Annotated in this window: 19 protein-coding genes, 6 pseudogenes and 1 riboswitch; of the genes and pseudogenes, 17 read left to right on the top strand and 8 right to left on the bottom strand. The window is 46.6% G+C overall.

Translation table 11 applies throughout. The annotated features are described in order from the left end of the window. Position 1: 1 nt before the first annotated feature. The 4 genes and pseudogenes from J7E26_RS04330 to J7E26_RS04315 all read left to right on the top strand — a co-directional run bounded on the left by J7E26_RS04330 (position 2) and on the right by J7E26_RS04315 (position 6,668). Positions 2-2,125: a cellulose biosynthesis cyclic di-GMP-binding regulatory protein BcsB gene (locus tag J7E26_RS04330; RefSeq protein ID WP_214801656.1), complete on the top strand. Its 2,124-nt coding sequence runs from the start codon at positions 2-4 to the stop codon at positions 2,123-2,125. Between the two features lie 134 nt (positions 2,126-2,259). Continuing rightward, positions 2,260-2,407: riboswitch (cyclic di-AMP (ydaO/yuaA leader) on the top strand. Between the two features lie 156 nt (positions 2,408-2,563). Then, positions 2,564-4,384: an APC family permease gene (locus tag J7E26_RS04325; protein WP_214801652.1), complete on the top strand. Its 1,821-nt coding sequence runs from the start codon at positions 2,564-2,566 to the stop codon at positions 4,382-4,384. A 53-nt stretch (positions 4,385-4,437) separates the two neighbouring features. Continuing rightward, a pseudogene (locus tag J7E26_RS04320) lies at positions 4,438-4,888 on the top strand (NUDIX hydrolase). Positions 4,889-4,946: 58 nt separating this feature from the next. Continuing rightward, positions 4,947-6,668 (top strand): pyruvate oxidase, encoded by a 1,722-nt coding sequence (locus J7E26_RS04315; protein WP_214801650.1) that lies wholly within the window; start codon positions 4,947-4,949, stop codon positions 6,666-6,668. A 61-nt stretch (positions 6,669-6,729) separates the two neighbouring features. On the opposite strand, the gene J7E26_RS04310 is transcribed toward J7E26_RS04315, so the two are convergent. The 3 genes from J7E26_RS04310 to J7E26_RS04300 all read right to left on the bottom strand — a co-directional run bounded on the left by J7E26_RS04310 (position 6,730) and on the right by J7E26_RS04300 (position 8,871). After that, positions 6,730-6,996: a hypothetical protein gene (locus J7E26_RS04310; protein WP_214801646.1), complete on the bottom strand. Its 267-nt coding sequence runs from the start codon at positions 6,994-6,996 to the stop codon at positions 6,730-6,732. Between the two features lie 106 nt (positions 6,997-7,102). Beyond that, complete coding sequence (locus J7E26_RS04305; RefSeq protein WP_214801913.1) at positions 7,103-8,380, bottom strand: Nramp family divalent metal transporter; 1,278 nt, start codon at positions 8,378-8,380, stop codon at positions 7,103-7,105. A 233-nt stretch (positions 8,381-8,613) separates the two neighbouring features. Further along, entirely contained in the window at positions 8,614-8,871 is a 258-nt protein-coding gene (locus J7E26_RS04300; protein WP_214801643.1) for a GlsB/YeaQ/YmgE family stress response membrane protein, read from the bottom strand. Positions 8,872-9,412: 541 nt separating this feature from the next. Here J7E26_RS04300 and J7E26_RS04295 point away from each other — a divergent pair. Beyond that, the gene (locus J7E26_RS04295; RefSeq protein ID WP_214801638.1) at positions 9,413-9,772 is read left to right on the top strand and encodes an SH3 domain-containing protein; all 360 of its coding nucleotides are present in this window, start codon (positions 9,413-9,415) and stop codon (positions 9,770-9,772) included. A gap of 144 nt (positions 9,773-9,916) precedes the next feature. On the opposite strand, the pseudogene J7E26_RS04290 reads toward J7E26_RS04295, so the two are convergent. From J7E26_RS04290 to J7E26_RS04280, 3 pseudogenes are all read right to left on the bottom strand, one after another. Next, positions 9,917-10,132 (bottom strand): annotated as a pseudogene (locus J7E26_RS04290) (DUF2188 domain-containing protein); the annotation flags it as partial. A gap of 57 nt (positions 10,133-10,189) precedes the next feature. Continuing rightward, positions 10,190-10,595, bottom strand: a pseudogene (locus tag J7E26_RS04285) (DUF5360 family protein). Further along, positions 10,592-10,843, bottom strand: a pseudogene (locus J7E26_RS04280) (DMT family transporter); the annotation flags it as partial. The pseudogenes J7E26_RS04280 and J7E26_RS04285, both read right to left, overlap by 4 nt. 106 nt (positions 10,844-10,949) lie before the next feature. Here J7E26_RS04280 and J7E26_RS04275 point away from each other — a divergent pair. The 4 genes and pseudogenes from J7E26_RS04275 (at position 10,950) to J7E26_RS04260 (ending at position 12,924) form a co-directional block, all read left to right on the top strand. After that, positions 10,950-11,759 carry an EcsC family protein gene (locus tag J7E26_RS04275; RefSeq protein WP_214801633.1) on the top strand — a complete coding sequence of 270 codons (810 nt, stop codon included), beginning with the start codon at positions 10,950-10,952 and terminating at the stop codon, positions 11,757-11,759. 94 nt (positions 11,760-11,853) lie between these two features. Then, a pseudogene (gene gsiB / locus J7E26_RS04270) lies at positions 11,854-12,102 on the top strand (glucose starvation-inducible protein GsiB); the annotation flags it as partial. A 137-nt stretch (positions 12,103-12,239) separates the two neighbouring features. Continuing rightward, positions 12,240-12,582 (top strand): annotated as a pseudogene (locus J7E26_RS04265) (cupin domain-containing protein). A gap of 9 nt (positions 12,583-12,591) precedes the next feature. After that, positions 12,592-12,924 carry a DUF4937 domain-containing protein gene (locus J7E26_RS04260; protein WP_214801628.1) on the top strand — a complete coding sequence of 111 codons (333 nt, stop codon included), beginning with the start codon at positions 12,592-12,594 and terminating at the stop codon, positions 12,922-12,924. A 26-nt stretch (positions 12,925-12,950) separates the two neighbouring features. Here J7E26_RS04260 and J7E26_RS04255 read toward each other — a convergent pair whose 3' ends face one another. After that, on the bottom strand, positions 12,951-13,772 hold the full coding sequence (locus tag J7E26_RS04255; RefSeq protein WP_214801625.1) for a manganese catalase: 822 nt from the start codon (positions 13,770-13,772) through the stop codon (positions 12,951-12,953). Between the two features lie 83 nt (positions 13,773-13,855). Next, positions 13,856-14,908, bottom strand: coding sequence for a TRAP transporter substrate-binding protein (locus J7E26_RS04250; protein WP_214801621.1), 1,053 nt, complete (start codon positions 14,906-14,908; stop codon positions 13,856-13,858). Between the two features lie 79 nt (positions 14,909-14,987). Here J7E26_RS04250 and J7E26_RS04245 point away from each other — a divergent pair, with 79 nt between their 5' ends. The 8 genes from J7E26_RS04245 (at position 14,988) to J7E26_RS04210 (ending at position 23,339) form a co-directional block, all read left to right on the top strand. Next, on the top strand, positions 14,988-16,610 hold the full coding sequence (locus tag J7E26_RS04245; RefSeq protein WP_214801618.1) for a two-component system sensor histidine kinase DctS: 1,623 nt from the start codon (positions 14,988-14,990) through the stop codon (positions 16,608-16,610). Next, complete coding sequence (locus J7E26_RS04240) at positions 16,585-17,256, top strand: two-component system response regulator DctR (protein ID WP_214801615.1); 672 nt, start codon at positions 16,585-16,587, stop codon at positions 17,254-17,256. The genes J7E26_RS04245 and J7E26_RS04240 overlap by 26 nt, the downstream gene beginning before the upstream one ends. Before the next feature lie 108 nt (positions 17,257-17,364). Then, the gene (dctP, locus tag J7E26_RS04235) at positions 17,365-18,621 is read left to right on the top strand and encodes a dicarboxylate/amino acid:cation symporter (RefSeq protein WP_214801612.1); all 1,257 of its coding nucleotides are present in this window, start codon (positions 17,365-17,367) and stop codon (positions 18,619-18,621) included. A 183-nt stretch (positions 18,622-18,804) separates the two neighbouring features. After that, positions 18,805-19,854, top strand: a complete 1,050-nt coding sequence (locus J7E26_RS04230; RefSeq protein WP_214801609.1) for an AI-2E family transporter — start codon at positions 18,805-18,807, stop codon at positions 19,852-19,854. Between the two features lie 101 nt (positions 19,855-19,955). Continuing rightward, complete coding sequence (locus tag J7E26_RS04225; RefSeq protein ID WP_214801606.1) at positions 19,956-20,882, top strand: ABC transporter ATP-binding protein; 927 nt, start codon at positions 19,956-19,958, stop codon at positions 20,880-20,882. Beyond that, positions 20,875-21,642 (top strand): ABC transporter permease, encoded by a 768-nt coding sequence (locus J7E26_RS04220; RefSeq protein WP_214801602.1) that lies wholly within the window; start codon positions 20,875-20,877, stop codon positions 21,640-21,642. The genes J7E26_RS04225 and J7E26_RS04220 overlap by 8 nt, the downstream gene beginning before the upstream one ends. 96 nt (positions 21,643-21,738) lie before the next feature. Further along, positions 21,739-22,074, top strand: a complete 336-nt coding sequence (locus J7E26_RS04215) for a hypothetical protein (RefSeq protein ID WP_061520120.1) — start codon at positions 21,739-21,741, stop codon at positions 22,072-22,074. 116 nt (positions 22,075-22,190) lie between these two features. Further along, positions 22,191-23,339 (top strand): acyl-CoA dehydrogenase family protein, encoded by a 1,149-nt coding sequence (locus tag J7E26_RS04210; RefSeq protein WP_214801598.1) that lies wholly within the window; start codon positions 22,191-22,193, stop codon positions 23,337-23,339. Position 23,340: the final 1 nt, after the last annotated feature.

The following is a 23,340-nucleotide window of genomic DNA, read 5'->3' as shown; positions in this document are numbered from 1 at the left end:
TTTGAAAAAAGCGATCATATTGATAACAGGCCTTTTGCTGCTGGCGGTGAACGGGGAACCGGCCGCAGCCCAAGAGCTGAAAACGGACGGTTCCATTCTCGGAAAAAGCATCAGCGCCAAAGATAAGCAGCAGGCGCTGACGAGTGATCTGATCACGCTGTACGGAGCTAAAGACAGCTCGCAGCTGACTTATCAGATTCCGGCAGGCGCTTCCGATGCCAATCAGTCACTGGTGATTGATTATGAGGCGTCGAACTTATTAATTTCTCCATCTTCTTTAACCATTGCTATAGATCATGAGCCTGCCAAATCCATAAAGCTTGACGGTGACGCCAAGCGGAAGTCAGTGAAGCTCAATCTCAGCAAAAGCCAGTCTGCCCAGGGCTATCACAATGTCTCATTGAACTTCTACGGCGTGTTAAAAGAAGGAGTCTGCGTAAGGCAGGATACGTCTGGAAACTGGATTAAAATTTATCCGGACAGCCGGCTTATGCTTTCTGAAACCAGCAAGTCAAAAGGAGCGGATCTCAGTCATTTTCCGTATCCGTTTGCTCAATCAGGCAATACGGGTGAAGAGACCGATATTATTATTCCTGACAAACCAAGCTCAGCAGAGGTTGAAGCCGCAGTAAAAACAGAAGGCTTTCTGAAAACGGCCGACAGCAAGCTGAAGGTGTCATATGTGAAGGAATCCGACGCTGCGAAGATCGATAACCCTTCGATTGTGATCGGCACCGACGATCATTGGAACGGCAACATAAAAGAGCTTTTCAAACAAGGAAACATCAAAGCCGAAGAAAACAAGCTCCTTCTCGCTGAACGGGTGCTGACCGCTAAGGATAAGCGCCAGCCCGTCTTGTTTGTCACGGCAAAGTCGGATGAGCCGCTGGCAAATAAAATCAGCGTCATCACAGACAAAACGTATACAGGCCAGCTGGGCGGAGCCACATTGATGATTGACCGGCTTCAGCCGGCTGCTGAGAAGACAAGCAATAAACTGACATTAGAAGACTTCGGGGCGGGCGATGTGACCGTCGGTTCAAACAAAACGTCGTCAGAGCACTTCTTTTACCCTGCGCTGGCGGTTGTTGATAAAGACGGGCAGATAAAATTGTCTCTCAAACTGAAGACGTCAGAAGCCGTTCAAACGAAGGCGGATGATTCCGGCTCAGAAAAGGCCGAGCTTAATGTCATGATCAACGGGCAGCCGAATGCGGTCCGTCTTCATGACCTCGGCAATAAGGATAAAGACGGCTTTTATCACGTCTCACTTCCGGTAGATCCGAAGCTGCTGCAAAGCAACAGGTATATTGATTTACAATTTGTTACATCCGGTTTAAAAGAAAATAATCCGTGCATTGACCATGATGAAAATAAATGGGTCTATATTGATAAAAGCAGCACGCTGTCTTATCCTGTAAGCGATACAGCGCAGAAAGCCGATTTTGAGCATTGGCCGCTCCCGTTTGCGGATAACCAGAAGGAAAAAACAGTCATGGTCATCCCGGACGGCGTGAGCATGAGGAAGCTTGAAGAGCTTTCTCTATTGATTGACTCATTCGGAAACAGCGCCCAGCAGTCGTTTTCGTTTACTGTGAAAACAGCATCAGAGATGAAGGAAGCGGACGCCAAGGGGCACAATGTCCTGTTTATCGGCGGCTTACAGCAATTTCCGCTGCTGAAGGCAAAAGCATCTGAGCTTATCGTGCCGTCAGATCGAAACGGGACGTACAATGTATCAGAATTCCAGATGCTGAACGAAACGACAAAACAAATCGCATTCACGCAAAAATCGCCGTGGGACGGAGATTACAGCATCGCTGTGTTTGCTCCTCTATCAGGCAGCGGCACGGCCGTCACAAAAGAACTGATCAGCTTTTTAGACAGCAGCAGCGAAGCCGCGACGGTTATTAATGAAACGAACAGCCAGCAGCTGTTTTCGAACCATCAGCAGATCAAGTCTGACAGCAGCGGCCAATCAGCTGGCGTCAGCAATCCGGCTTCAAAAGTGAACGTCATGTATATCGTCCTTTTCGCCGCGCTTATCATCATTGCGGCCGTATTGATCTGGTATACGTCAAGAAGGAAAAAGAGAAAAGCTGATAATGAAAAAAATGAAGGTTGACTGCTATAAAAGAGGCTGATGACAGCCTCTTTTATTTGTATTTTTATTTCCATTTTTGGCGGAAGTTTTTTTATTTTCGAATCGGCATAAAAGCCTCTTTACAACCCGGTGATACGGGAGTATGATCTCTTTTATAATCTATATCGCTTAATCTGAAATCAGAGCGGGGGAACCAATTTTTGCGGCGCATTAAGCCGCTTGGGGTGAATCCTTTTTAGGTAGGGCCAACTCTCATCAGCCCGAATCCGTCAGCTAACCTCGTAAGCGTTTATGAGAGGAGATGAATGAAACCTGTGCACGTTTAGGGCGCAGGGGCATCCGTTTGCCTCTGTGTTTTTTTGCTGTGCTGAAATTTAGCATGCAATCAGCATAAGGAGACATGATAGCAGTAATGGATTTGTAAATCAAACGGAAAATGAAAAAAGGGGAAGACAAGAAATGTACCATTCAATCAAAAGATTTTTGATTGGGAAACCATTAAAATCACAGGCAGCGGGAGAGCAGAAACTGACCAAACTGAAGGCACTGGCGATGCTCTCATCAGACGCGCTGTCTTCTGTTGCATACGGGACAGAACAGATTCTTATCATCCTGGCCGCGGTAAGCGCGGCAGCGTTTTGGTATTCGATTCCGATTGCCGCAGGGGTTCTCATTTTGCTGCTGGCTTTGATCCTGTCATACAGACAAATCATTTACGCTTATCCGCAAGGCGGAGGCGCATATATCGTATCAAAAGAAAATCTCGGCGAAAAACCGGGGCTGATAGCGGGCGGCTCATTACTCGTTGATTATATTTTAACAGTGGCGGTGAGCATTTCCGCCGGAACTGACGCGATCACTTCAGCGTTTCCGGCATTGCACCCGTACCACCTGCTCATTGCTGTCATCCTGGTGGTTCTGATCATGATTTTAAACTTAAGAGGGCTGTCAGAATCAGCGTCCATTTTGGCTTATCCCGTGTACTTATTTGTGGCGGCGCTCATCCTGCTGATCGGTGCCGGGCTGTTTAAGCTGGCAACGGGCCAGATTCATCCGGCAGATCATACGTCAATCGGTACACCTGTAGCGGGAATCACGCTGTTTTTACTGCTCAAAGCCTTCTCATCAGGCTGTTCGGCGCTTACCGGGGTTGAAGCCATTTCTAATGCAATTCCGGCTTTTAAAAATCCTCCGGCTAAAAACGCGGCCCGTACGTTAGCGATGATGGGCATCCTTTTGGCCGTCTTATTTACCGGAATTACGGTGCTGGCGTTCGGCTACGGCACGGGACCGAAGCCGAATGAAACGGTCATTTCTCAAATCGCTGCTGAAACGTTTGGCCGCCACACGATTTATTTTATCATTCAAGGCGCTACGTCCCTGATTCTCGTGCTTGCGGCAAATACGGGTTTTTCCGCTTTTCCGCAGCTTGCTTTTAATTTAGCGAGAGACCAATATATGCCGAGAATGTTCACGGTGCGCGGCGACCGTTTAGGCTTTTCAAACGGTATTATCTTTCTCGGTGTCGCGTCCATTTTGCTTATTCTGTTATTCGGCGGCCGGACGGAGCATTTAATTCCGCTGTATGCCGTCGGGGTGTTCATTCCGTTTACGCTGTCACAGACGGGAATGTGCATTAAATGGATCAAACAAAAGCCAAAAGGCTGGGCCGGAAAAATGTTGATCAACTCATGCGGCGCCGCGATTTCATTTATGGTGCTGTGCATTTTATTCGCGACCAAATTTAATCTTGTCTGGCCCGTGCTTATATTTATGCCGGCTGTCGTCATGCTGTTTTTTGTGATTAAAAATCATTATACCGCTGTCGGCGAACAGCTTCGGGTCGTCGATACAAAGCCCGAAGATATTAAAGGAACTGTCGTCATTGTGCCTGTTGCCGGTGTCACCACCGTCGTCCAGAAATCAATTCAATACGCAAAATCATTGTCAGATCAGGTCATTGCCGTTCATGTGTCCTTTGACAAAGAAAATGAAAAGAAAGTGGAAAAGCGCTGGGAGGAGCTTGATAACGGCGTCCGGCTCGTGACGCTTCATTCCTCATACCGCAGCCTTGTTCATCCGTTTGATAAATTTTTGGAAACGGTGGAAGCAAAAGCGAGGAAGGAGCAGTTTTCCGTCATGGTGCTGTTTCCGCAATTCATTACGAAAAAACGCTGGCAGACCATCCTTCATAACCAATCAGCCTTTTTGCTCCGCGTCCGGCTGTTCTGGAAAAAGGACATTATCGTTGCCACCTTACCGTATCATTTTAAGAAATAAAAAAAGAGACCGCCGGCCGGGTGCCGCGGTCTTTTATTGTAAAGGAGGACGACATGGCTCAAGGGGCTTTTGTCATCATTCAAACAAAATGGCGGGCGGGATATATTGCTCGTGAAACGAAACGACGTCCCCTTATGGGATTTGCCCGGCGGAGAAATCGCAGAAGGCGAAACACCTGAAGCCGCAGCCATCAGAGAGGCCTGTGAAAAAACCGAATATACCATTACCATCCTGCGGAAAGCGGGTGAGTATGAAAGGCCGGCATTTCATGATACACAGCACGTGTTCATCGGAGCCGTGACAGGCGGAACCCCGCTGATGAACGGGCCGGAAACCGCCGCTTTACGCTGGTTTCGCCCAAACCGGCTGCCGCTGTTCATGGTGCCGAACAGAAAACGGCAAGTAAAAGACGGGCTTAATGGAGCGGCGGATATCAAGGTAACGCTTAAAGACCGAAATCTGTTATCCATCCTTGACCTGCTGAGGAAAAAGCCAGACAAATAGCCCCCGTGTTTCAACCTGTTTCAGAAGTGGTATGAAACAGGTAAAAGGAGGATGCAGTATGCCAAGTAAAACAGCAGGACACGTAATGACAGAGCTGCTTGAACAATGGGGAGTCGGTCACATATACGGCATTCCCGGAGACAGCATTAATGAATTTATCGAAGAACTGAGACATGAAAGAAACAACCTGACATTCATCCAAACCCGTCATGAGGAAGTTGCCGCCCTGGCAGCCGCGGCTGAGGCGAAGCTGACGGGAAATATCGGTGTCTGCCTTTCTATCGCGGGGCCCGGTGCCGTTCATTTGCTGAACGGATTGTATGACGCCAAAGCGGACGGTGTCCCGGTCCTGGCGATTGCGGGACAGGTGGCTTCTAATGAAATCGGCCGTGACAGCTTTCAGGAAATCAAATTAGAGCAAATGTTTGAGGACGTGGCGGTATTTAATCAGCAGGTACATACGGCAGAAGCGCTGCCCGATCTTCTGAATCAGGCGATCCGTACGGCATACAGCAAAAAAGGCGTTGCCGTCTTAACCGTATCCGATGATTTATTTGCGGAAAAAATCAAACGGGAGCCGGTTTACACATCACCTCTTTATCTCAAAGCAGACATTGAGCCTAAAAAAGAACATCTCGTTACCTGTGCGCAATATATTAACAATGCAAAAAAACCGGTCATTCTCGCAGGCCAAGGGTTAAAATCAGCAAAAGAGGAGCTGCTCGCGTTCGCCGACAAAGCGGCGGCCCCGATCGTCATTACCCTTCCGGCAAAAGGCGTCGTGCCTGACAGCCATCCGCACTTTCTTGGGAATCTCGGTCAAATCGGCACAAAACCCGCCTATGAGGCCATGGAGGAATGCGATCTGCTGATTATGCTCGGGACATCGTTCCCGTACCGGGATTATCTGCCAGAAGATACGCCGGCGATTCAGCTTGATTCAGATCCGGCGAAAATCGGCAAACGCTATCCCGTCAGCGCGGGGATTGTCAGCGATGCGGCTCTTGGGCTGAAAGAGCTGACGGAGTATATTGAATATAAAGAAGACAGAAGATTTTTGAATGCCTGCACGGAGCACATGCAGCATTGGTGGACGGAAATTGAAAAGGACGAAACAGAAGCGACTCATCCCCTAAAGCCGCAGCAGGTCATTGCCCGTCTCCGGGATGCCGCAGCAGAAGATGCCGTTCTTTCCGTGGATGTCGGCACAGTGACTGTATGGATGGCGCGCCATTTCAAAATGGCCAAGCAGGACTTTATTGTATCAAGCTGGCTGGCTACGATGGGCTGCGGTCTTCCGGGAGCCATTGCTGCAAGCCTTGCCGAACCGAACCGGCAGTCCATCGCCATCTGCGGAGACGGCGGATTTTCCATGGTCATGCAGGACCTCCCGACGGCTGTTAAATATAAACTGCCGATCACAGTCGTTATCTTAAATAATGAAAATTTAGGCATGATTGAATATGAACAGCAGGTCAAAGGCAACATCGACTACGTCACAAAACTGCAAAACGTGGACTACGCAGCATTTGCGGAAAGCTGCGGGGCGAAAGGCATTAAAGTGACAAAACATGAAGAGCTTGCACCCGCCTTCCATGAAGCGCTCAACTCAAACGAGCCGGTCGTCATCGACGCCATCATCGGCGACGAGCCGCCGCTTCCGGGGAAAATCACTTACGGCCAGGCGAAGGGCTTCAGCAAATACATGCTGAAAAATTTCTTCGAAAACCAAAAACTCGAAATGCCGTCACTCAAGAAAAGTTTGAAACGGCTGTTTTAGAAAGACAGATTTTTTCTCGTAAAATGGTATAAATAAAAAATAAACAGGCGTAATAGCCTGTTTATTTTTGTTTTCGTGAAGAACCAAAGAAGAACGGGAAAGCAGAGCCAACCGATAGCGTGCCGAATAAAAACATGCCGCCGATGAAAATGTGATAGTTCACGCCGCCAAGTGTGAGCCCCGTTATCAAGGAAACGATACTCAAAGCGATCATCACAAAACCGGGGATCAGCCGTTTCTTTCCTGTTGTCCGATAAGCAATAAGAGAACAGAAAATGCCAATGACAATCGGCACAATCCACAGATAAAAAAGGATAAATACTGACATATGCAAAACTCCGATTTTTCTTCTATCATACCAAAACCAGCGAAAAAAAGATACGAACTAAAGCCGGCGCCAAAAGAAAACCCGGCTCTTAGCGGCCGGGTTTTTTCTAACGGAATGAATCGTAAATCACAAATAGATTAAGAGCAATAACCAATACAGCAATGACCCAGGCGAGAGACGTGACCCATTTCCTGTTCGTCAGGACGCCCATAAGATGCTTGTTGCTTGTGAACATAATAAGCGGAACTAATGCGAAGGCGATCCCGAATGAAAGGACGACCTGGCTCCATACAAGCGCCGCTGTGGCGTTTACGCCTGAGATGATGATAATCATCGGAGGAATGATCGTAATGAAGCGCCGTAAGTAAAGCGGGATGCGGTAACGGATAAATCCTTGCATAATGATATCGCCTGACATCGTGCCGACCGAAGAACTGGAAAGCCCGGCGGCCAAAAGCCCGATCCCGAAAAGAACAGCCGAAGCAGGCCCGATGAAATGGCCGAATTGATGATACGCCACATCTAAATCTTCTACAAACAGTCCTTTTTTGAAGAAAAGCGCAGCCGCGACAATCAGCATGCTTGCGTTAATCGCACCGGCGATCACCATCGCGATGAGAATATCAACTGTCTCGAATTTGAAAATCTTTTTCCGTTCAGTATCTGTTTTTCCGACGACACGGCCCTGTGTAAGCGCAGAGTGTAAGTAAATGGCGTGCGGCATAACGGTCGCGCCGAGAATACCCGTCGCCAGAAGCACGCTGTCCATTCCGTCAATCCTCGGAATAAAAAGCCCCTCGATGACCGACACGGCATCAGGCTTTGCGAAGAAGGTTTGCAGGGCAAACGCGATGACAACGACAAACAGCAGCCCGGCAATGCCTGCTTCCAGCGCACGATAGCCCCGCCGCTGCAGCTCTAATATAGCGAATGATCCGATCGCTGCAAGCACCGCCGCTTCCACCATCGGCATACCGAATAACAAATTAAGACCGAGAGCCGCACCGATAAATTCAGCAAGATCAGTCGCCATAATCACCAATTCACCTTGTATCCACAACCCCACTGACACCCATTTCGGATATCGGTCTCTTGCGATTTCAGGCAGGTTTTTCCCTGTAGCAATGCCAAGCTTCGCTGAAAGGACTTGAATTAAAAAAGCCATCAAGTTTGAGAAAAGGATCACCCACAGCAGCATATAACCATATTTTGAACCAGCTGAGATATTCGTAGCGAAGTTTCCGGGATCAATATAGGCAATGGCTGCGATAAACGCGGGGCCTAAAAAAGGCAGAAGCCTCTTGAACCCCTTGCTCTTGCCGTCAAGTGCATCTTGCACGGCTTTGGATTGCAGTGATTGTGCTGAGATGTCTTTGCTCATAATGTCTCACCTAAATTCTGATAGATTTTTAGCTTAATAATAAAAAGTTTCCCAAGCGCAAATTATTTTATCTACATCATAAATCCGCTATTATAAGATGTCAAGTTCTTTATGTTCACTAAAACATTACATTTATGCCCTGGTTTATCTATGATATGTATCCCCCGTGAGAAAGGTCCAAAAATAAAAAAGACACCGTTTCAGGAAAGAAACGATGCCTCCTTGACGAATTTCTTTTACGCTTCCTTGTGCATCCCGCGGAAAATAAGGCTGAGGATCAGAACAAAGATGGCTGCCCCGATAATCGCCGGAATGATCGCAAATCCCGCAAGGCTCGGCCCCCAAGTCCCGAACAGCCCGTGACCGATCCAAGCTCCGATCAGTCCGGCAATCATAGAACCGATCATACCGCCCGGCATTCGGTTCCCTACAATCGCGCTTCCGATTAATCCGATTACAATGGCAACTACTAACGAAACTAAAAAACTGAGCATAATGTCCACCTCTCCTTTTGTTTATTTAGTTATCTTTTACCGTTTTCACTGGGGTTGAAACTAAGGATTGCACACTCGATGTTATCGTGCTTGATCACATGCCCGGATGCATCGAGCGTCCCTTCAGAAAAAGTCAAAGGTTAAAAGAGTACACTTGCCTATAAATCCTCGGAACCTTCCAGCCGCCCGGACTGATTTGAAAAAAACACAGCTCATCTCTTTATTTTACCCAGCAAATAGAACAATAATTAATCTTTCCATTGGAAGATAAAACCCTCTGGTACCATTCAAATGACCTCTGCTGAAACCCCCGCCGTTTTTTAAAATAAAATCTGGAATCAGTGGAGTATCAGTGATTCTGGTTCAAAAAACGAACCTATTTTATTCATTTTTATATCATTTATTTTTAAAAAAGAAAGACTTTCAAAGTTTACGTCAAACATTAAGTTGGAACATTAGGCTTATGTTAGTCTGCTGAACAAAAAAGTATAATAACCTTAGGAAAGCTTTCCAGTTCCATTATAAAAAAGGGGGAATTTTCTTGATGCGTCGTTTGTCGATCTTTTCTTTAGTCATGATTTTTGCTGTTTCTTTATTCGCTTTTGGCGGCTCTGCATCAGCTGCAGCTATTAAACCATCTAAAGCTGAACCGGAAGTTTCAATTTTAGCTGGCAGCGGGGGCACAGTAGGTATTTACGGTGCTAATATGCGCTCATGCTCTAAGGTTAGCTGTTCCACTATTACAACATTCTCAAGCGGTAAAACAATTACAGGTACATGGGTAACAGGAGAATACGTCCAAGGCCACTACACCAATTCTAATAAATGGCTGAAAGTAACTTATGCAGGAGCGACAGGCTATGTTTCTGTCACAACTCTATCTTATTACTATGGTTTATAATAAAAAAACCTCGCTCTGCCGGAGCGAGATTTTTTCTTTGCTTTTTCATCAGCGGTTCGTACATGATCCCCTTTATGCACACAAGAAAACGTATATGTTAACCCGAATAATGCTCCGCTCAGCCCGTGTTCCAGATCAGTTGCCGCGCTTCGTTTCATCGTCATGTTTCATCATCTGTTCAATTTCTTCTTTAGAAGCGTTTTCTTTCCACTTCTTCGCCTGGCTTGTCGCAATAGGAATAGCCCGTCCTTCCTCATAACCTTCGTCCGTCATCGCATTGGCGATTTCGATCGCTTTCTTCTTCACAGGCTCCTCGAGATTTTTAAATGATTGAGGATAATCCTTCATAGACCAAGGCATGTCTATCACTCCTTTATGAAAAGTGTTTCCCGCCTGAAGAAAAAGAAAACCGCCGAATCAAAAAGAATGACAGCTATTTTTACGAGACCAGCAATTTCCGAATAAAATATAAAGGATAAAGAAGCAAATACAGATTGAATAGCCACCACATGAGATCAAAATCACCGATAAATACCCAAAAGGCAATCGCTTGCAGGCCTGAACAAGAGGTCAGCACAAGTGATATTAATGCGAAAGGGCGCCATAACGCATGTTTTCGTTTATAAAGAAACAAGCTGTACAGCCCCGTTATCGAAATGAAAATATCTAAGGGAAAGAAGGACCAGTTCCAGGCCATCACCATGGCGTTATCATAATCTTTAAACGCCATGTTTTTTGGAATCCACTCAAAAAAAGTAACAATCCAATAAACGATAAATCCAATATCTGTAATGAGGAAGAGAACCTTTAACCCTTTCATCATCTGTTTCTGTCCGTATGTACGCTGATGCCGTTTGATAACGTTTCACTTTTAGAAATAAAGTTTAAGGAAACGACACCGATGATGATCAGAAGAACAGAGACAGCTTTAATGACAGAGAACTGTTCATGGAAGAAAAAAATTCCGATCACGGAAATCAGCACGATCCCCATTCCCGACCAGACCGCATAAGCGATGGAGACACTTATATATTTCAAAGTCAAAGTAAGAAAACAAAGATTTGAAGAAAATTAAACAATGGAATGTTTTCCGGATAAAAAATCCGTTCGGGTGTAAAAAGAAAACGCCATAAAGGTATACTATGAAGAAAGAAATCAGAAGGGATGTGCAGGACGGGTGACAGAACAACAGGAAGACCTGCAAACACAATTAAAAGAAATCCGGAAATGGGAAAAGGAGCAGCAGAAGGTCTGGTTCTGGCAAAAACTCAGCCGCCTGCCATTTCAGCTTTTGGACAAGCTCACGCCGCGATTCATTCAGAAGAAAATCGGCGTCATTTTGGATGAGACGGGAAGCTTTATTCAAACAGGCGGCCAGTATTTAACCTCAGAGAAGCAAATCATGAAAAAGTTTAAGAAGAGGCTCCCGCAGCAGTCCTTTGATACGCTGCATGACATACAAGAAGCCCCGCTTGCTGTCATGGATGACATCGCCGCTGCCATGGGGCGCGCAAGAATCAATACTGCAACCGTGCAGGGCGCCGCAACGGGGGTAGGCGGCGTGTTTACGCTGGCGGCAGATATTCCGGCTATGCTCGGTTTATCCTTAAAGACGCTGCAAGACATCGCCATCGCCTACGGATTCGACCCGAAAGATAAAAAAGAACGCGTGTTTATCGTCAAATTGCTCCAGCTCGCATCAAGTGACGTCATCGGAAAAAAGGCGATTTTACAAGACTTGAAACATTATGATCAAAACGAACGCGCATATCAGCGCGTTGCCTCACAAATTCTAGGCTGGCGCGAAGTCGTATACAGCTACCGTGATACCTTTGCAACCAAGAAACTGCTTCAAATGGTTCCGGTTGCGGGCATTATCTTTGGCGCATCCGCCAACCGTTCAGCTTTAGAGAGCATTACGGAAACAGGCATCATGCTTTATAAAAAGCGCCGTATCCTGGCGCGCATGGAGGCCGCTGAATCATAAAACAGCCGAAAACACATTCAATGTGTTTTCTTTGTTTAGGAGATCTGAATTCGGGAAATCAACAACCAACACCAATTAAAGGAGGAATTCAAAAATGGCACAAGAAAACAAAATGAGCAGAGAAGAAGCAGGTAAAAAAGGCGGACAAGCGACAAGCAACAACCATGATAAAGAATTCTATCAGGAAATTGGTCAAAAAGGCGGAGAAGCCACAAGCAAAAATCATGACAAAGAATTCTATCAGGAAATCGGCGAAAAAGGCGGAGAAGCCACAAGTAAAAATCATGACAAAGAATTCTATCAGGAAATCGGCCAAAAAGGCGGAAACAGCCGAAGCAGCGATTAATCCAAACAAACAGGCAGACATCATGAAACCAAAAAAACGATCCGGATCACATCCGGATCGTTTTTTGTATGAGCTTGCAGAATATTCAGCTCATGTATCAGATTTCTGCGTTACAATAAAAACAAAAAGGAGATATCGCGAACGTTCAGAACCTGCTTTCCATGGCAAATGTAATAAAAGAAAAGCATGCCAATTTTTCTGTATCAGAAGTCAATGATCATTGTGTGCGCCTTGCCGTTCACGGGCGAATATGATTGGCACGCTCATCCGGAATCCGATGAGTTATTCATCGTTCTTGAAGGGGAGCTTCATATTGATTTTGAAAACAAAGAAACCGCAATTTTAAAAGCAAACGACAGCTTTCTTGTGCCGAAAGGAGCCGTTCACCGCACGCGGTCCTATGTCAGGACCGTTAATCTGTGTATCGAGCACAGCCATGCTGAAACAGTCATCAGGGAGGGGCGGAATGCTGATTAAAAAGGTGATATGCCATGTAGCAGAATCCAAGCCGAAGAATTTTCAAAAGCCCAGTCCAAATGGAGTGAATTGTCGAAAGTAAAAGGGTTTATGAGGCAAGCGGGCGGATGGCGCACGGATGAAGACGGTCATCTCATCGCCGTGATCGTCGGGGTATGGGAAAACCGCCGATCCTATGAAGAGTTTATGGCACACAGCCACGATCAAATCTTTGCAAACTCAAAGCAAAACGATACCTTTCAATCAATAAACGTTCAGCTGTATGAGACAGACGATGTACGCGATTTCTTTCGGCAGCTTGACCTTCGATTTGAACCGGAATGGATGGTGCTGAACACATAGAAAAAGCCCTGCTGCAGGGCTTTTTCTCACTCCCGTCCCGGAAGCGTATTATGGACATAAGGCGGAACCGGTCCCAATTCTGCTTTTTCGCCGTATGCTTTCGGCTCCTTCACATATTCAAATACTTCACCATCCGGGGCTTTTTCCTTCAGCCAATTTTGTTCAGCGCTTTCTTCGCCTTCTGAGAAGTTGATGAGCTGATGGGAGAATGACTGCTTTTCAAGCGCCTTTGGAAATGTGCCGGGAACGATTGGGCCTTCCTGCGCCTCAAGTTCTTTAATGGCCGCAAGCCATTGGTTCTGGTGCATCGTATCGCGGGCCAGCAAAAAGCTGAGCATATCTTTCACGCCTTTGTCATCCGTCATTTCATACAGACGTGCTACTTGGAGTCTGCCTTGTGATTCCGCGTTCAGATTGGCCCGGAAATCTGCCAGCAGGTTTCCGCTGGCGACGATGTAGCCGGCGCTCCACGGAACGCCCGTGCTGTTTTCCGGCATCGCTCCGAGTCCTGAGACAATCGCGTGATGAGGGTTCATGCCGCCTAAGATTGAGCCGATGACAGGATCATCAGCGGCTTGCTCCTGTTCTGCCAGCGGAGCGTCTTCAAGCAGCCTTGCAATCATTGTGGCGATCATTTCCACATGGCCGATTTCTTCCGTAGCGGTGTCCATCAGCAAGTCCTTATATTTTTCATTTCCGCGCGTATTCCACCCTTGGAACAAATACTGCATGGCAACGGATATTTCCCCGTATTGCCCGCCTAAAATCTCCTGCATCTTTTTTGCGAATAATGGATCAGGACGGTCCGGTTTAGCAGGATGCTGAAGCCTTTTCGTATGTGTGAACATATATCCATCTCCTTTTCGTTTCGTCTCTTTTTTACTTCCCGGCAAAGAAATAAACGAAACGAAAGACAGCGTATCAGATTCAGTCAGGGCTGGCGCCGCAAGGATAAAAGCTCCTGAATGAGTCCGCGGCCGATGACAGACTTATATTGCCCGTAAATCGGGTCAAGGCGTTTCATCCACTTTAATTTCTCCGCTTTCGTCAATACATGAATGCTGATGGCCGAATTTTTTTTGATTTCCTCAAGCTGTTCTTTGTTCATCTGTTCGGCGGAGGACTCATTCCATTCGGTCGTTTCCTTCATCGCTTCCTTTAAAATGTTCCTCGTTTTTTCAGTTTGCGAATTCCAAAAACGCTCGTCCGTCATCACCGCATAACCGAGATACCCGTGATTGCTGATTGTCAAATAATCTTGAACATTATAAAATTTTTTAGAATAGATATTTGAAATCGTATTTTCCTCTCCGTCAACGAGGCCGCTCTCCAGCAGCTGAAACGTCGAATTGAAGGAGTCCTGACGGGGATACGCTCCGAGGAGGCGGTACTGGTCTTCGATCACGCTGCTCGGCATGATTCTTAATGCCTGTCCTTTCAGATCATCCGGAGATAAAATCGGCCCTTTATTTGATGTGAGCTGCTTAAATCCGTTCGTCCAATAGGCCAGCCCTTTGAAATGCTGTTTTTCTAAAGACGCAAACAGGCGTGCACCGATTTTACCGTTTAAACCTTTTTGAACGGCGTCATAGCTTGTAAACGCGTAAGGCAGATCCAAAACGCCCCATTCAGGAGAAAGCATGCCGAGCTTTGAAGTGGAGGGGGCGATGAATTGCACGTCTCCGTTTTGGAGGGCGTTCATTTCTTCATTATCTGAATAGAGGCTTCCGTTTGGGAACACTTCGATCTTAATGCTGCCGCCGGACTTTTTATACACCAAGTCCGCAAACTTCTTAGCGGCCCGCCCTTTGGGGGTGTTTTCAGCAACGACATGGCTGAATTTGAAAACAATTTGGTCTTTCAGGCCTTCCTGTTCGTCATCATAGTACATATCTTCCGAGGTGAAACGATCATGAAAGCCGATAAATAAAGCGGTTGCAATACCGAGTATCATCAATCCGAGACAAGTCAGCATACTTTTCATCGAAAACCCCTCCGTTATTTTCTATAACAAGCATAATCGGGCGGGCCATTTTCGTAAAGAGACGGAAAGGGAGAGGCTAATGACGAAAAAAAAGCTTACCATCCGCTGGAAAATCACCATTCTTTCTTATATCGTCGTCATCTTTACATTTTTGATCGTGGGCATTGTACTGATCGGCAATATTCAGCATATCGAGGAGCGCGAGCTGAAAAAAAGGCTGATGAATACAGCACGGACGGTATCGGAGATGACGGATGTAAAGCGGGCTTTGGAGCAAAAGAAGCAAAGGGCAGACGTGCGCCATGCGGTCGAAGAAATCCGGATTATAAATGAGGCCGACTACATCGTCGTGATGGATATGGATCATATCCGCTATTCACATCCGGTGAGCACGATGATCGGAAAGCGTTCAAGGGGTGAGGATGAAGAGGCGGCGTTTGCCGAGCACATTTACTTTTCAGAAGCGAAGGGCGAAATCGGCACCGCCGTCCGCGCCTTTTATCCAGTGAAAGACCGGGAGCTGAATCAGATCGGTGTCGTCCTTGCGGGCAAAACACTCCCGGGCTTCGGCGATATTTTACTTCATTTAAAGCATGAAATTCTGTTTATTGTCCTTCTGGCGCTCGGTTTCGGTTTGGCCGGCTCCTTTCTATTGGCGCGCCACATCAAAAAACAGATGTTTTGGCTGGAGCCTCACGAGATTGTGAGAATGTATGAGGAACGAACCGCCACATTCCATTCGATGAACGAGGGCGTCATAGCCATTGATAATCAGCATATCATTACCATTTTTAATGAAAAAGCGAAGCAAATATTTAATGTGAAACAAGACACGGCAGGAAAGCTGATTTGGGACGTTCTGAATGATTCCCGCCTTCCGGAGATCGTGGAGCGCAACCAAGCCGTCTACAATGAAGAAATTCAAGTCAGCGGAAAGGTGATTATGAGCAGCAGGATCCCGATCGTCATGAAAAAAAAGGTCATCGGAGCCGTTGCCATTTTTCAGGACAGAACGGAAGCGGCCAAAATGGCTGAGGAACTGACCGGTGTGAAAAACTTTGTCGATGCGCTCAGGGTCCAAAATCACGAGCATATGAACAAGCTCCACACCATCGCAGGGCTGATCCAGCTCGGAAAATCAGAAAAGGCCCTCCAGCTTGCTTTCAAAGCTTCCTCAGAACAGGAAAGCGTCACTGAATTTCTTCATCAGGCGATTCAAAATGACGCCGCGGCGGGGCTGTTGTTAAGCAAAATCAGAAGGGGAAAGGAACTCGGCATTTCTGTCCGTATTGATGAAAACAGCAGCCTCACCGACTTCCCGGAGCATGTCGACCAGCATGACATTGTCGTGCTGCTCGGAAATTTAATTGAAAATGCTTTCGGCGCGTTTGAAACGGCAGACACGGAGGATAAACGAATTGACATCAGTATCGAGCAAAATGAGGAAGTGCTTGCTATATTAATAGAAGATAACGGAAGCGGCATTTCCGATCAGCACATCCCGCGCCTGTATGAAAAAGGGTTTACCGTAAATAAAACAGGAGGTACAGGCTACGGTTTATTTCTCGTCAAACAAATAGTCGACAAAGGAATGGGCGTCATTGAAGTTGACTCTCAGCAGGGACAGGGATCGGCATTTTCCATCTTATTTCCGATGAAGGGGGCAGAAACAGCATATGGACATCAAGGTGCTGCTTATTGAAGACGATCCGATGGTGCAGGAGGTGAATAAAGAATTTATCACAAGCGTGGCGGGCTTCAGGGTCATCGCGACGGCAGGAAACGGGGAAGAAGGAATCAGGCTGATAAAAGAATGGCGGCCCGAACTGGTGATATTGGATGTGTACATGCCGAAAAAGGACGGAATCAAAACCTTGCAGGAAATCAGAAAACAAAAGCTCGAAGTCGATGCCATCATTGTCTCGGCGGCAAAAGACAAAGAGACGATTCAGCTGATGCTGCAAAACGGCGCCGCCGACTATATTTTAAAGCCGTTTAAGCTCGAACGGATGAAGCAGGCGCTCGAAAACTATAAGCAATACAAACGAAAGATTGAAGAGCATGACACCATGTCCCAAGACCAGCTCGACGTTTTGCTCAAATTGCCGCAAAATCCGTCCAGAGATCTGCCGAAAGGTTTGAATCATTTTACAATGAACGAAATATTGACCTATATGAAACAGCAGACGGCGCCTCTCTCGGCCGAAGAAGCCGCAAAAGCGCTCGGAATTGCCAGGGTGACGGCAAGGCGATACCTTGACTTTTTGGAGAAAGACGGCCAGATTAAGCTCGACATTCAATACGGCGGAGTCGGCCGTCCGGTGAACCGCTACCTATTCGTCCGCTGAATAAGACCAAAAAGACCAAAATGTCCGTTATGATCATAAGCTTCCCCTTCTATAGTGAAAACGCTACCATTTCACTATAGACAAAACGAGAGGCAAGGGGGAATAGGGATGAAGGTCTTTAAAAATTTAACCGTTCAAGTCATCACAGCGGTTATCATCGGCGTTATTGTCGGGCTGGTTTGGCCTGACGCGGGAAAACAAATGAAACCGCTCGGCGATACATTTATCAATGCGGTGAAGATGATTATCGCGCCGATCATTTTCCTGACAATCGTACTCGGTATCGCAAAGATGGGCGATATGAAAAAAGTCGGAAAAGTCGGGGGAAAAGCATTTATTTACTTTGAGGTTGTGACCACAATCGCTCTTATTATCGGGCTGCTTGTCGTTAATATTATGAAGCCCGGAGCAGGACTTGATTACAGCAAGCTTGAAAAGGGAGATGTCTCGCAGTACACGCAAAACGGGGGACAGGGCATTGACTGGATCGAGTTTATCACTCATATCGTACCGTCCAACATGGTTGATGCCTTTGCAAAAGGCGACATTCTTCAGGTCTTATTCTTTTCCGTTTTATTTGGGGTCGGCCTGGCGGCATTGGGTGAGAGAGGCAAAAGCATCATTGATTTCTTCGATAAACTGTCACACGTATTTTTCAAAATCATCGGCTATATTATGCGCGCGGCGCCGATCGGCGCATTCGGGGCAATGGCCTATACGATCGGGCATTTCGGCCTTGACTCAATTAAGCCGCTGGCAAGTCTGATGCTGTCGGTTTACATCACAATGTTCCTGTTTGTTTTTGTTGCTTTAAACATCATCTGCAAAATATTCGGTTTCAGTCTGTGGAACTATCTACGTTTTATTAAAGATGAATTGCTCATCGTTCTCGGCACAAGCTCATCTGAGTCCGTTCTGCCGCGGATGATGGATAAAATGGAACGCTACGGCTGTTCTAAATCAGTGGTCGGGCTGGTGATTCCGACGGGCTATTCCTTTAATCTGGACGGGACCTCGATTTACCTGTCGATGGCGACTGTTTTTCTCGCACAGGTATTCGGCGTTGACCTCACCATCGGCCAGCAGGTTACCATCATTCTGGTGCTGATGCTGACGTCTAAAGGCGCAGCCGGTGTGACGGGGAGCGGATTTATCGTGCTCGCCTCCACTCTGTCAGCGCTTCAGGTCATTCCGTTAGAGGGCCTTGCGCTTCTCCTCGGTGTTGACCGCTTTATGAGTGAAGGAAGAGCGATCGTCAACCTGATCGGAAACGGTATTGCCACCATTATTGTCGCGAAGAGCGAAAACGAGTTCGATGAAGTAAAAAGCACACAAGCCGTAAAAGAAATGAAAACGGCGGTATAAAGGGGCAGAACGGCATGCATCCGGCATGCCGTTCTTTTTTTCTGCCGTCATGAGTAAAAATAATAAAATTGTTTCAATTTATTAAGAGATGGACAAAGACCTTAGCGTCATTTTGTTATATAATTTACAATTAGAGAGTGAAAGATGAAATCTAAGGGCTTTTGTCCTAGCAGGAGTGTATAAATGGCGGCTATTTTTAAATTTTTTCAGCATCCGGGTGTCAGACGTTTTTGTGTTTTTCTTGTTTTGGCTGGGGTGTTAGTTGTATTCCGAAATATGATTAACCTGATTTTGCTTACGTTTATTTTTACTTTTCTGATGAATCGGCTGGAAACGGTCGTCCGGCACTTTTTGAACCGTTTTTTCCGGGTCAGCCAGAGGGTGGTCATTACCTTTTTATATATTGCGCTGGCTGTCGGGGCGACTGTCGGGGGCTTTGTGTTTTACCCGGTTGTTGCCAAGCAGATTGAACAGCTCGTTAAACAAATCAAACATATCGCATATCATCCTGATATCATCCCGTTTTATGACGAGATATCGAGCGTGTTCGGCGATATCAATATCGGTTCTTATGTAAAAGAAGGATTTAATGTACTGTATACATACTTGGCCGATATCAGCACATTTGGTTTGCAGGTCGTGATGTCACTGATTCTCAGCATGTTTTTCCTGTTCGAGAAAAAGCGGCTCACCGAATTTATGAAAAAATTTCAAAACAGCAAGCTGTCTGTTTTTTATTATGAAATTGCTTATTTCGGAAGCAAGTTTGCAAGAACATTCGGCAAAGTGCTGGAGGCTCAATTTATTATCGCGCTGGTGAACTGCATTCTCACCTTTATCGCGTTGGCGATTCTGCATTTCCCGCAGCTGTTCGGCCTGTCCATCATGGTCTTTTTCCTAGGGTTAATACCCGTTGCCGGTGTGGTGATTTCCCTCATTCCGCTCAGCATTATCGCTTATACGACGGGCGGGGCCGCGTATGTCATCTACATCGTGCTTGTCATTTTCGTCATCCATGCGATTGAAACCTATTTCCTCAACCCGAAATTGATGTCAGCAAAAACGGAACTGCCGATCTTTTTTACCTTTACCGTCTTGATTTTCTCTGAACATTTCTTAGGCATCTGGGGATTAATCATCGGAATCCCGATCTTTGTGTTCCTGCTTGATATTCTTGATGTCGTCAATAATGGAGACCCGGAAAAAAAAGGTCCGAAGCCGGATAAAACGTAAATCCGCCCTCGGCCCTTCACGAATAAATGACAAATGTTATAATGCAGACAGTGCCTATGTACGGGCACTGTTTATTTTTTGTGAAAAAGGAGGAAGGCTGTATGACTGAGCCGATTTTACATATCGAAGGTCTGGACAAAACGATAGGCAAAAAGCAAATCTTAAAGAACATCAGCATGGATGTCAGGCAGGGCGAAATCATCGGTTTGTTAGGTCCGAACGGGTCGGGGAAAACCACACTCATCAGAATCATCGTCGGCTTGTTAAAGAAAAACAGCGGCACGATTACGATTAACGGCTTTCAGCATGATACCGAATTTGAAAAAGCGCTTGAATCCGTCGGCGCCATCGTAGAAAATCCTGAATTTTACCCATATTTAACGGGGTGGGAAAATCTGAAGCACTTTGCCAACATGCACAAACAAATCACGGAAGACAGGCTTGATGAAGTGATTGAGCGGGTCGGGCTGACAAATGCCGTCCACGACAAGGTAAAAACGTATTCCCTCGGTATGCGCCAGCGCCTCGGCATCGCACAGGCGATTCTTCACCGCCCGAAGCTGCTGATCTTAGATGAACCGACAAACGGGCTCGACCCCGGCGGAATGAAGGACTTTCGCGAGCATTTAAAGGAACTCGCCGAGCAGGAAGGGACGTCCATCCTCTTTGCGACGCATTTATTGCGGGAAGTGGAGGATCTTTGCGATCGCGTGATCATCATTCAAAAAGGGGAAATCAAAACAGAGGTTACGCTGCGCGGGGCTTACGAAAAAGAAGAAAAAGCCGTCATCGAAATCCAGCCGGCTGAAAAAGCGTTTGCTTGGCTGTCCGAACAGCAATACGAGCCGGAGAAAAACGGCGATTCAATGACCGTCAGCGTATCGAAGAAGGACATTCCGGAATTGAACCGCGCACTGGTCGGACAAGATTTTCTTGTATATTCCATTACGCCTTATTCAGAATCACTCGAAGATGAATTCATGAAAGTGACGACGGCGCTTCAAGAGGAGGGAGAGACGAATGTTTAAATTGGTTTTGAACGAGCACATGAAGCTCTTTAATCGAAAGGTAACGTTAGTTTCGCTTATTCTCATGGCAGCCCTGCAGTTCTTCATGGCGCTTGCCATCAAACGGCTCGTCATCAGTGCCGGAACGGATGAAAATTTCATCGGCTACATGGCGTACGCACCCGCCTTGAATATTCTGCTTGAGGCATTAACGATTGTGATCGCGGCAACGATTATTTCCTCGGAATTTGATAAAAAGACGATTAAATTTCTGCTCATTCGTCCTGTGAAAAGGGAGCGGATTTTTGTATCCAAACTCATTACCGTGTTTCTTGTCAGCTTGTACCTGTATTTGGCGTACTACATTCTTTCCATGCTGTTCGGCATCGTCTTTTTCGGGATGTCCGTTACGTCTGAATCAGGAACACTTCTATTAAATACGCTGAAAGTGATCGGCACGAATTGGGTGGAAGCTTTTGCGATGGGATGCTTCGGATTATTTTGCTCTTCATTATTCCGAAACAGCGCCACGGCTGTCATTCTTTCTTTTATCGTGCTGTACGGCGCAAAATCACTCGTCACCATTATGTCTGTCTTTCAAAACAAATGGGGAAGCTTCCTTCTGTTTGCGAATACCGACCTGACGCAATACATGAGCGGAGCAAAACCGATGTTTACGGGAATGACGCCGTTATTTTCTGTCGGCATCATTATCATCCACATCGTATTCTTTTTAGCAGTCGCATGGTGGAGCTTTTGCAAACGGGATGTCCGGGTGTAAAGTAAAGGAATGACATTTTTGTGAAAAAGATCACGAAAAATCAATAATTACAGCTATTTTGATTTATAATAAAGGTAATGACGGAGGTGCTCTCACTTGAGAAATTTTATTACCGCATTACCGATTGTATTATTGCTTGGTTTTTCCTTTGTGTCATTTATGTTCCGGTTCGACCATCTTGTCTATTTCAGGCTTGCTTTGGGGCTGTTTTCCACAGTCGGTCTGTTTCTTTTATATAAAATGAAGACGGGATTCCGATATTTCATCATTTACCTGTATGCAAGCTGGATTGTGCTTGCGGCAGTTACCGCGTTTGAAGAGCCGATATTCTCAAGCTTTTTCTTCGGCGGTCTTGTGATGACAATGGGCTATCTCACCTATATGCTGATCTATCTCGGGTTAAAGCAGGACCGGGACCCGGAAGCAGTCTGAACACGCTATTCAATAAGATAGCGTGTTTTTTTTATGGGTGCTCACAGTTGCGAAAACAAGCCTGAATCTCTATAATACTTATTAAATTTATCGGAATTATATAAGGGGGAATACCAGTGTCATCGCTATGGATACAGAACGAACGGCAGAGGGAATGGATGGAAAAAATCGGCCGGATTGCAGATGGATTCCAGGAAACGGCCGCGCTTGATGATGAACAGGGACGTTTTCCCGCTGAGAAAATCCAAGCATTGCGGGATGCCGGTTATACGGCGTTAACGGTTCCCGTATCTCACGGCGGCGCTGGCATGTCCGTTTATGACATGGTGCTGCTTCAAGAACGGCTGGCACAGAAAGACGCGGCTGTCGCTCTCGGAATTGGCTGGCATTTATCCGTCATGGGTGAGCTCGGGGAAGGAAACAGCTGGAATCCAGATGTCTTCACATTTATTACAGAAGAAGTAAAAAAAGGAGCCGTCCTAAACAGAGCGGCGACTGAGGCGCAGACCGGAAGCCCGACAAGAGGGGGAAGACCCGGCACGGCCGCTGTGAAACGAGACGGCAAGTGGGTCTTAAACGGCAGAAAAACCTTTACGACGCTTTCGCTGATACTGGATTACATGTTAGTAACGGCATGGATTGAAGAAAAGCAAACGACGGGTGTTTTCCTGATTCACAAGGATCAAGCAGGGGTTTCTGTGGAAGAAACGTGGGATATGATTGCGATGAAGGCGACCGGAAGCCATGATCTTCTTTTACATCATGTCACTGTCAGTGACGATCGGCTTGTTGAGTTTCTGAACGGGCCGAGAGGATCAAAGGTGAATGGCTGGCTGCTTCACATTCCGGCGGCTTATTTAGGAATCGCCCAAGCGGCAAGGGACTATGCCGTTCGTTTTGCGTCCGAGTATTCTCCGAACAGCCTGAACGGACCGATCAAAGAAGTGCCCGCCGTACGCCAGCGGGTTGGAGAAATGGAGCTTGAATTGTTAAAAGTAAGGCAGTTTCTCTTTACTGCGGCGCAAATGTATGACGATCCGCAGCGCCGTCAATACATTAAAAGCGAGCTCGGCGCGGCAAAATACATCGTCACAAACGCAGCCCTTTCTATTGTGGATAAAGCAATGAGGATCACCGGCGCAAAAAGCCTGGAACGGAGCAATCCCCTTCAGCGGTATTACCGGGACGTCCGGGCAGGCCTTCACAACCCGCCGATGGACGATGCGGTTATCGGCAAATTAGCGGCAGAAGCATTTGATTCGTAAA

It is taken from the genome of Bacillus sp. ISL-51 (genome assembly GCF_018613535.1).
In the GTDB taxonomy this organism is placed as follows: Bacteria; Bacillota; Bacilli; order Bacillales; family Bacillaceae; genus Bacillus.
The sequence above is the reverse complement of the archived record's forward strand: the minus strand, read 5'-3'. Positions and strand labels throughout refer to the sequence as shown.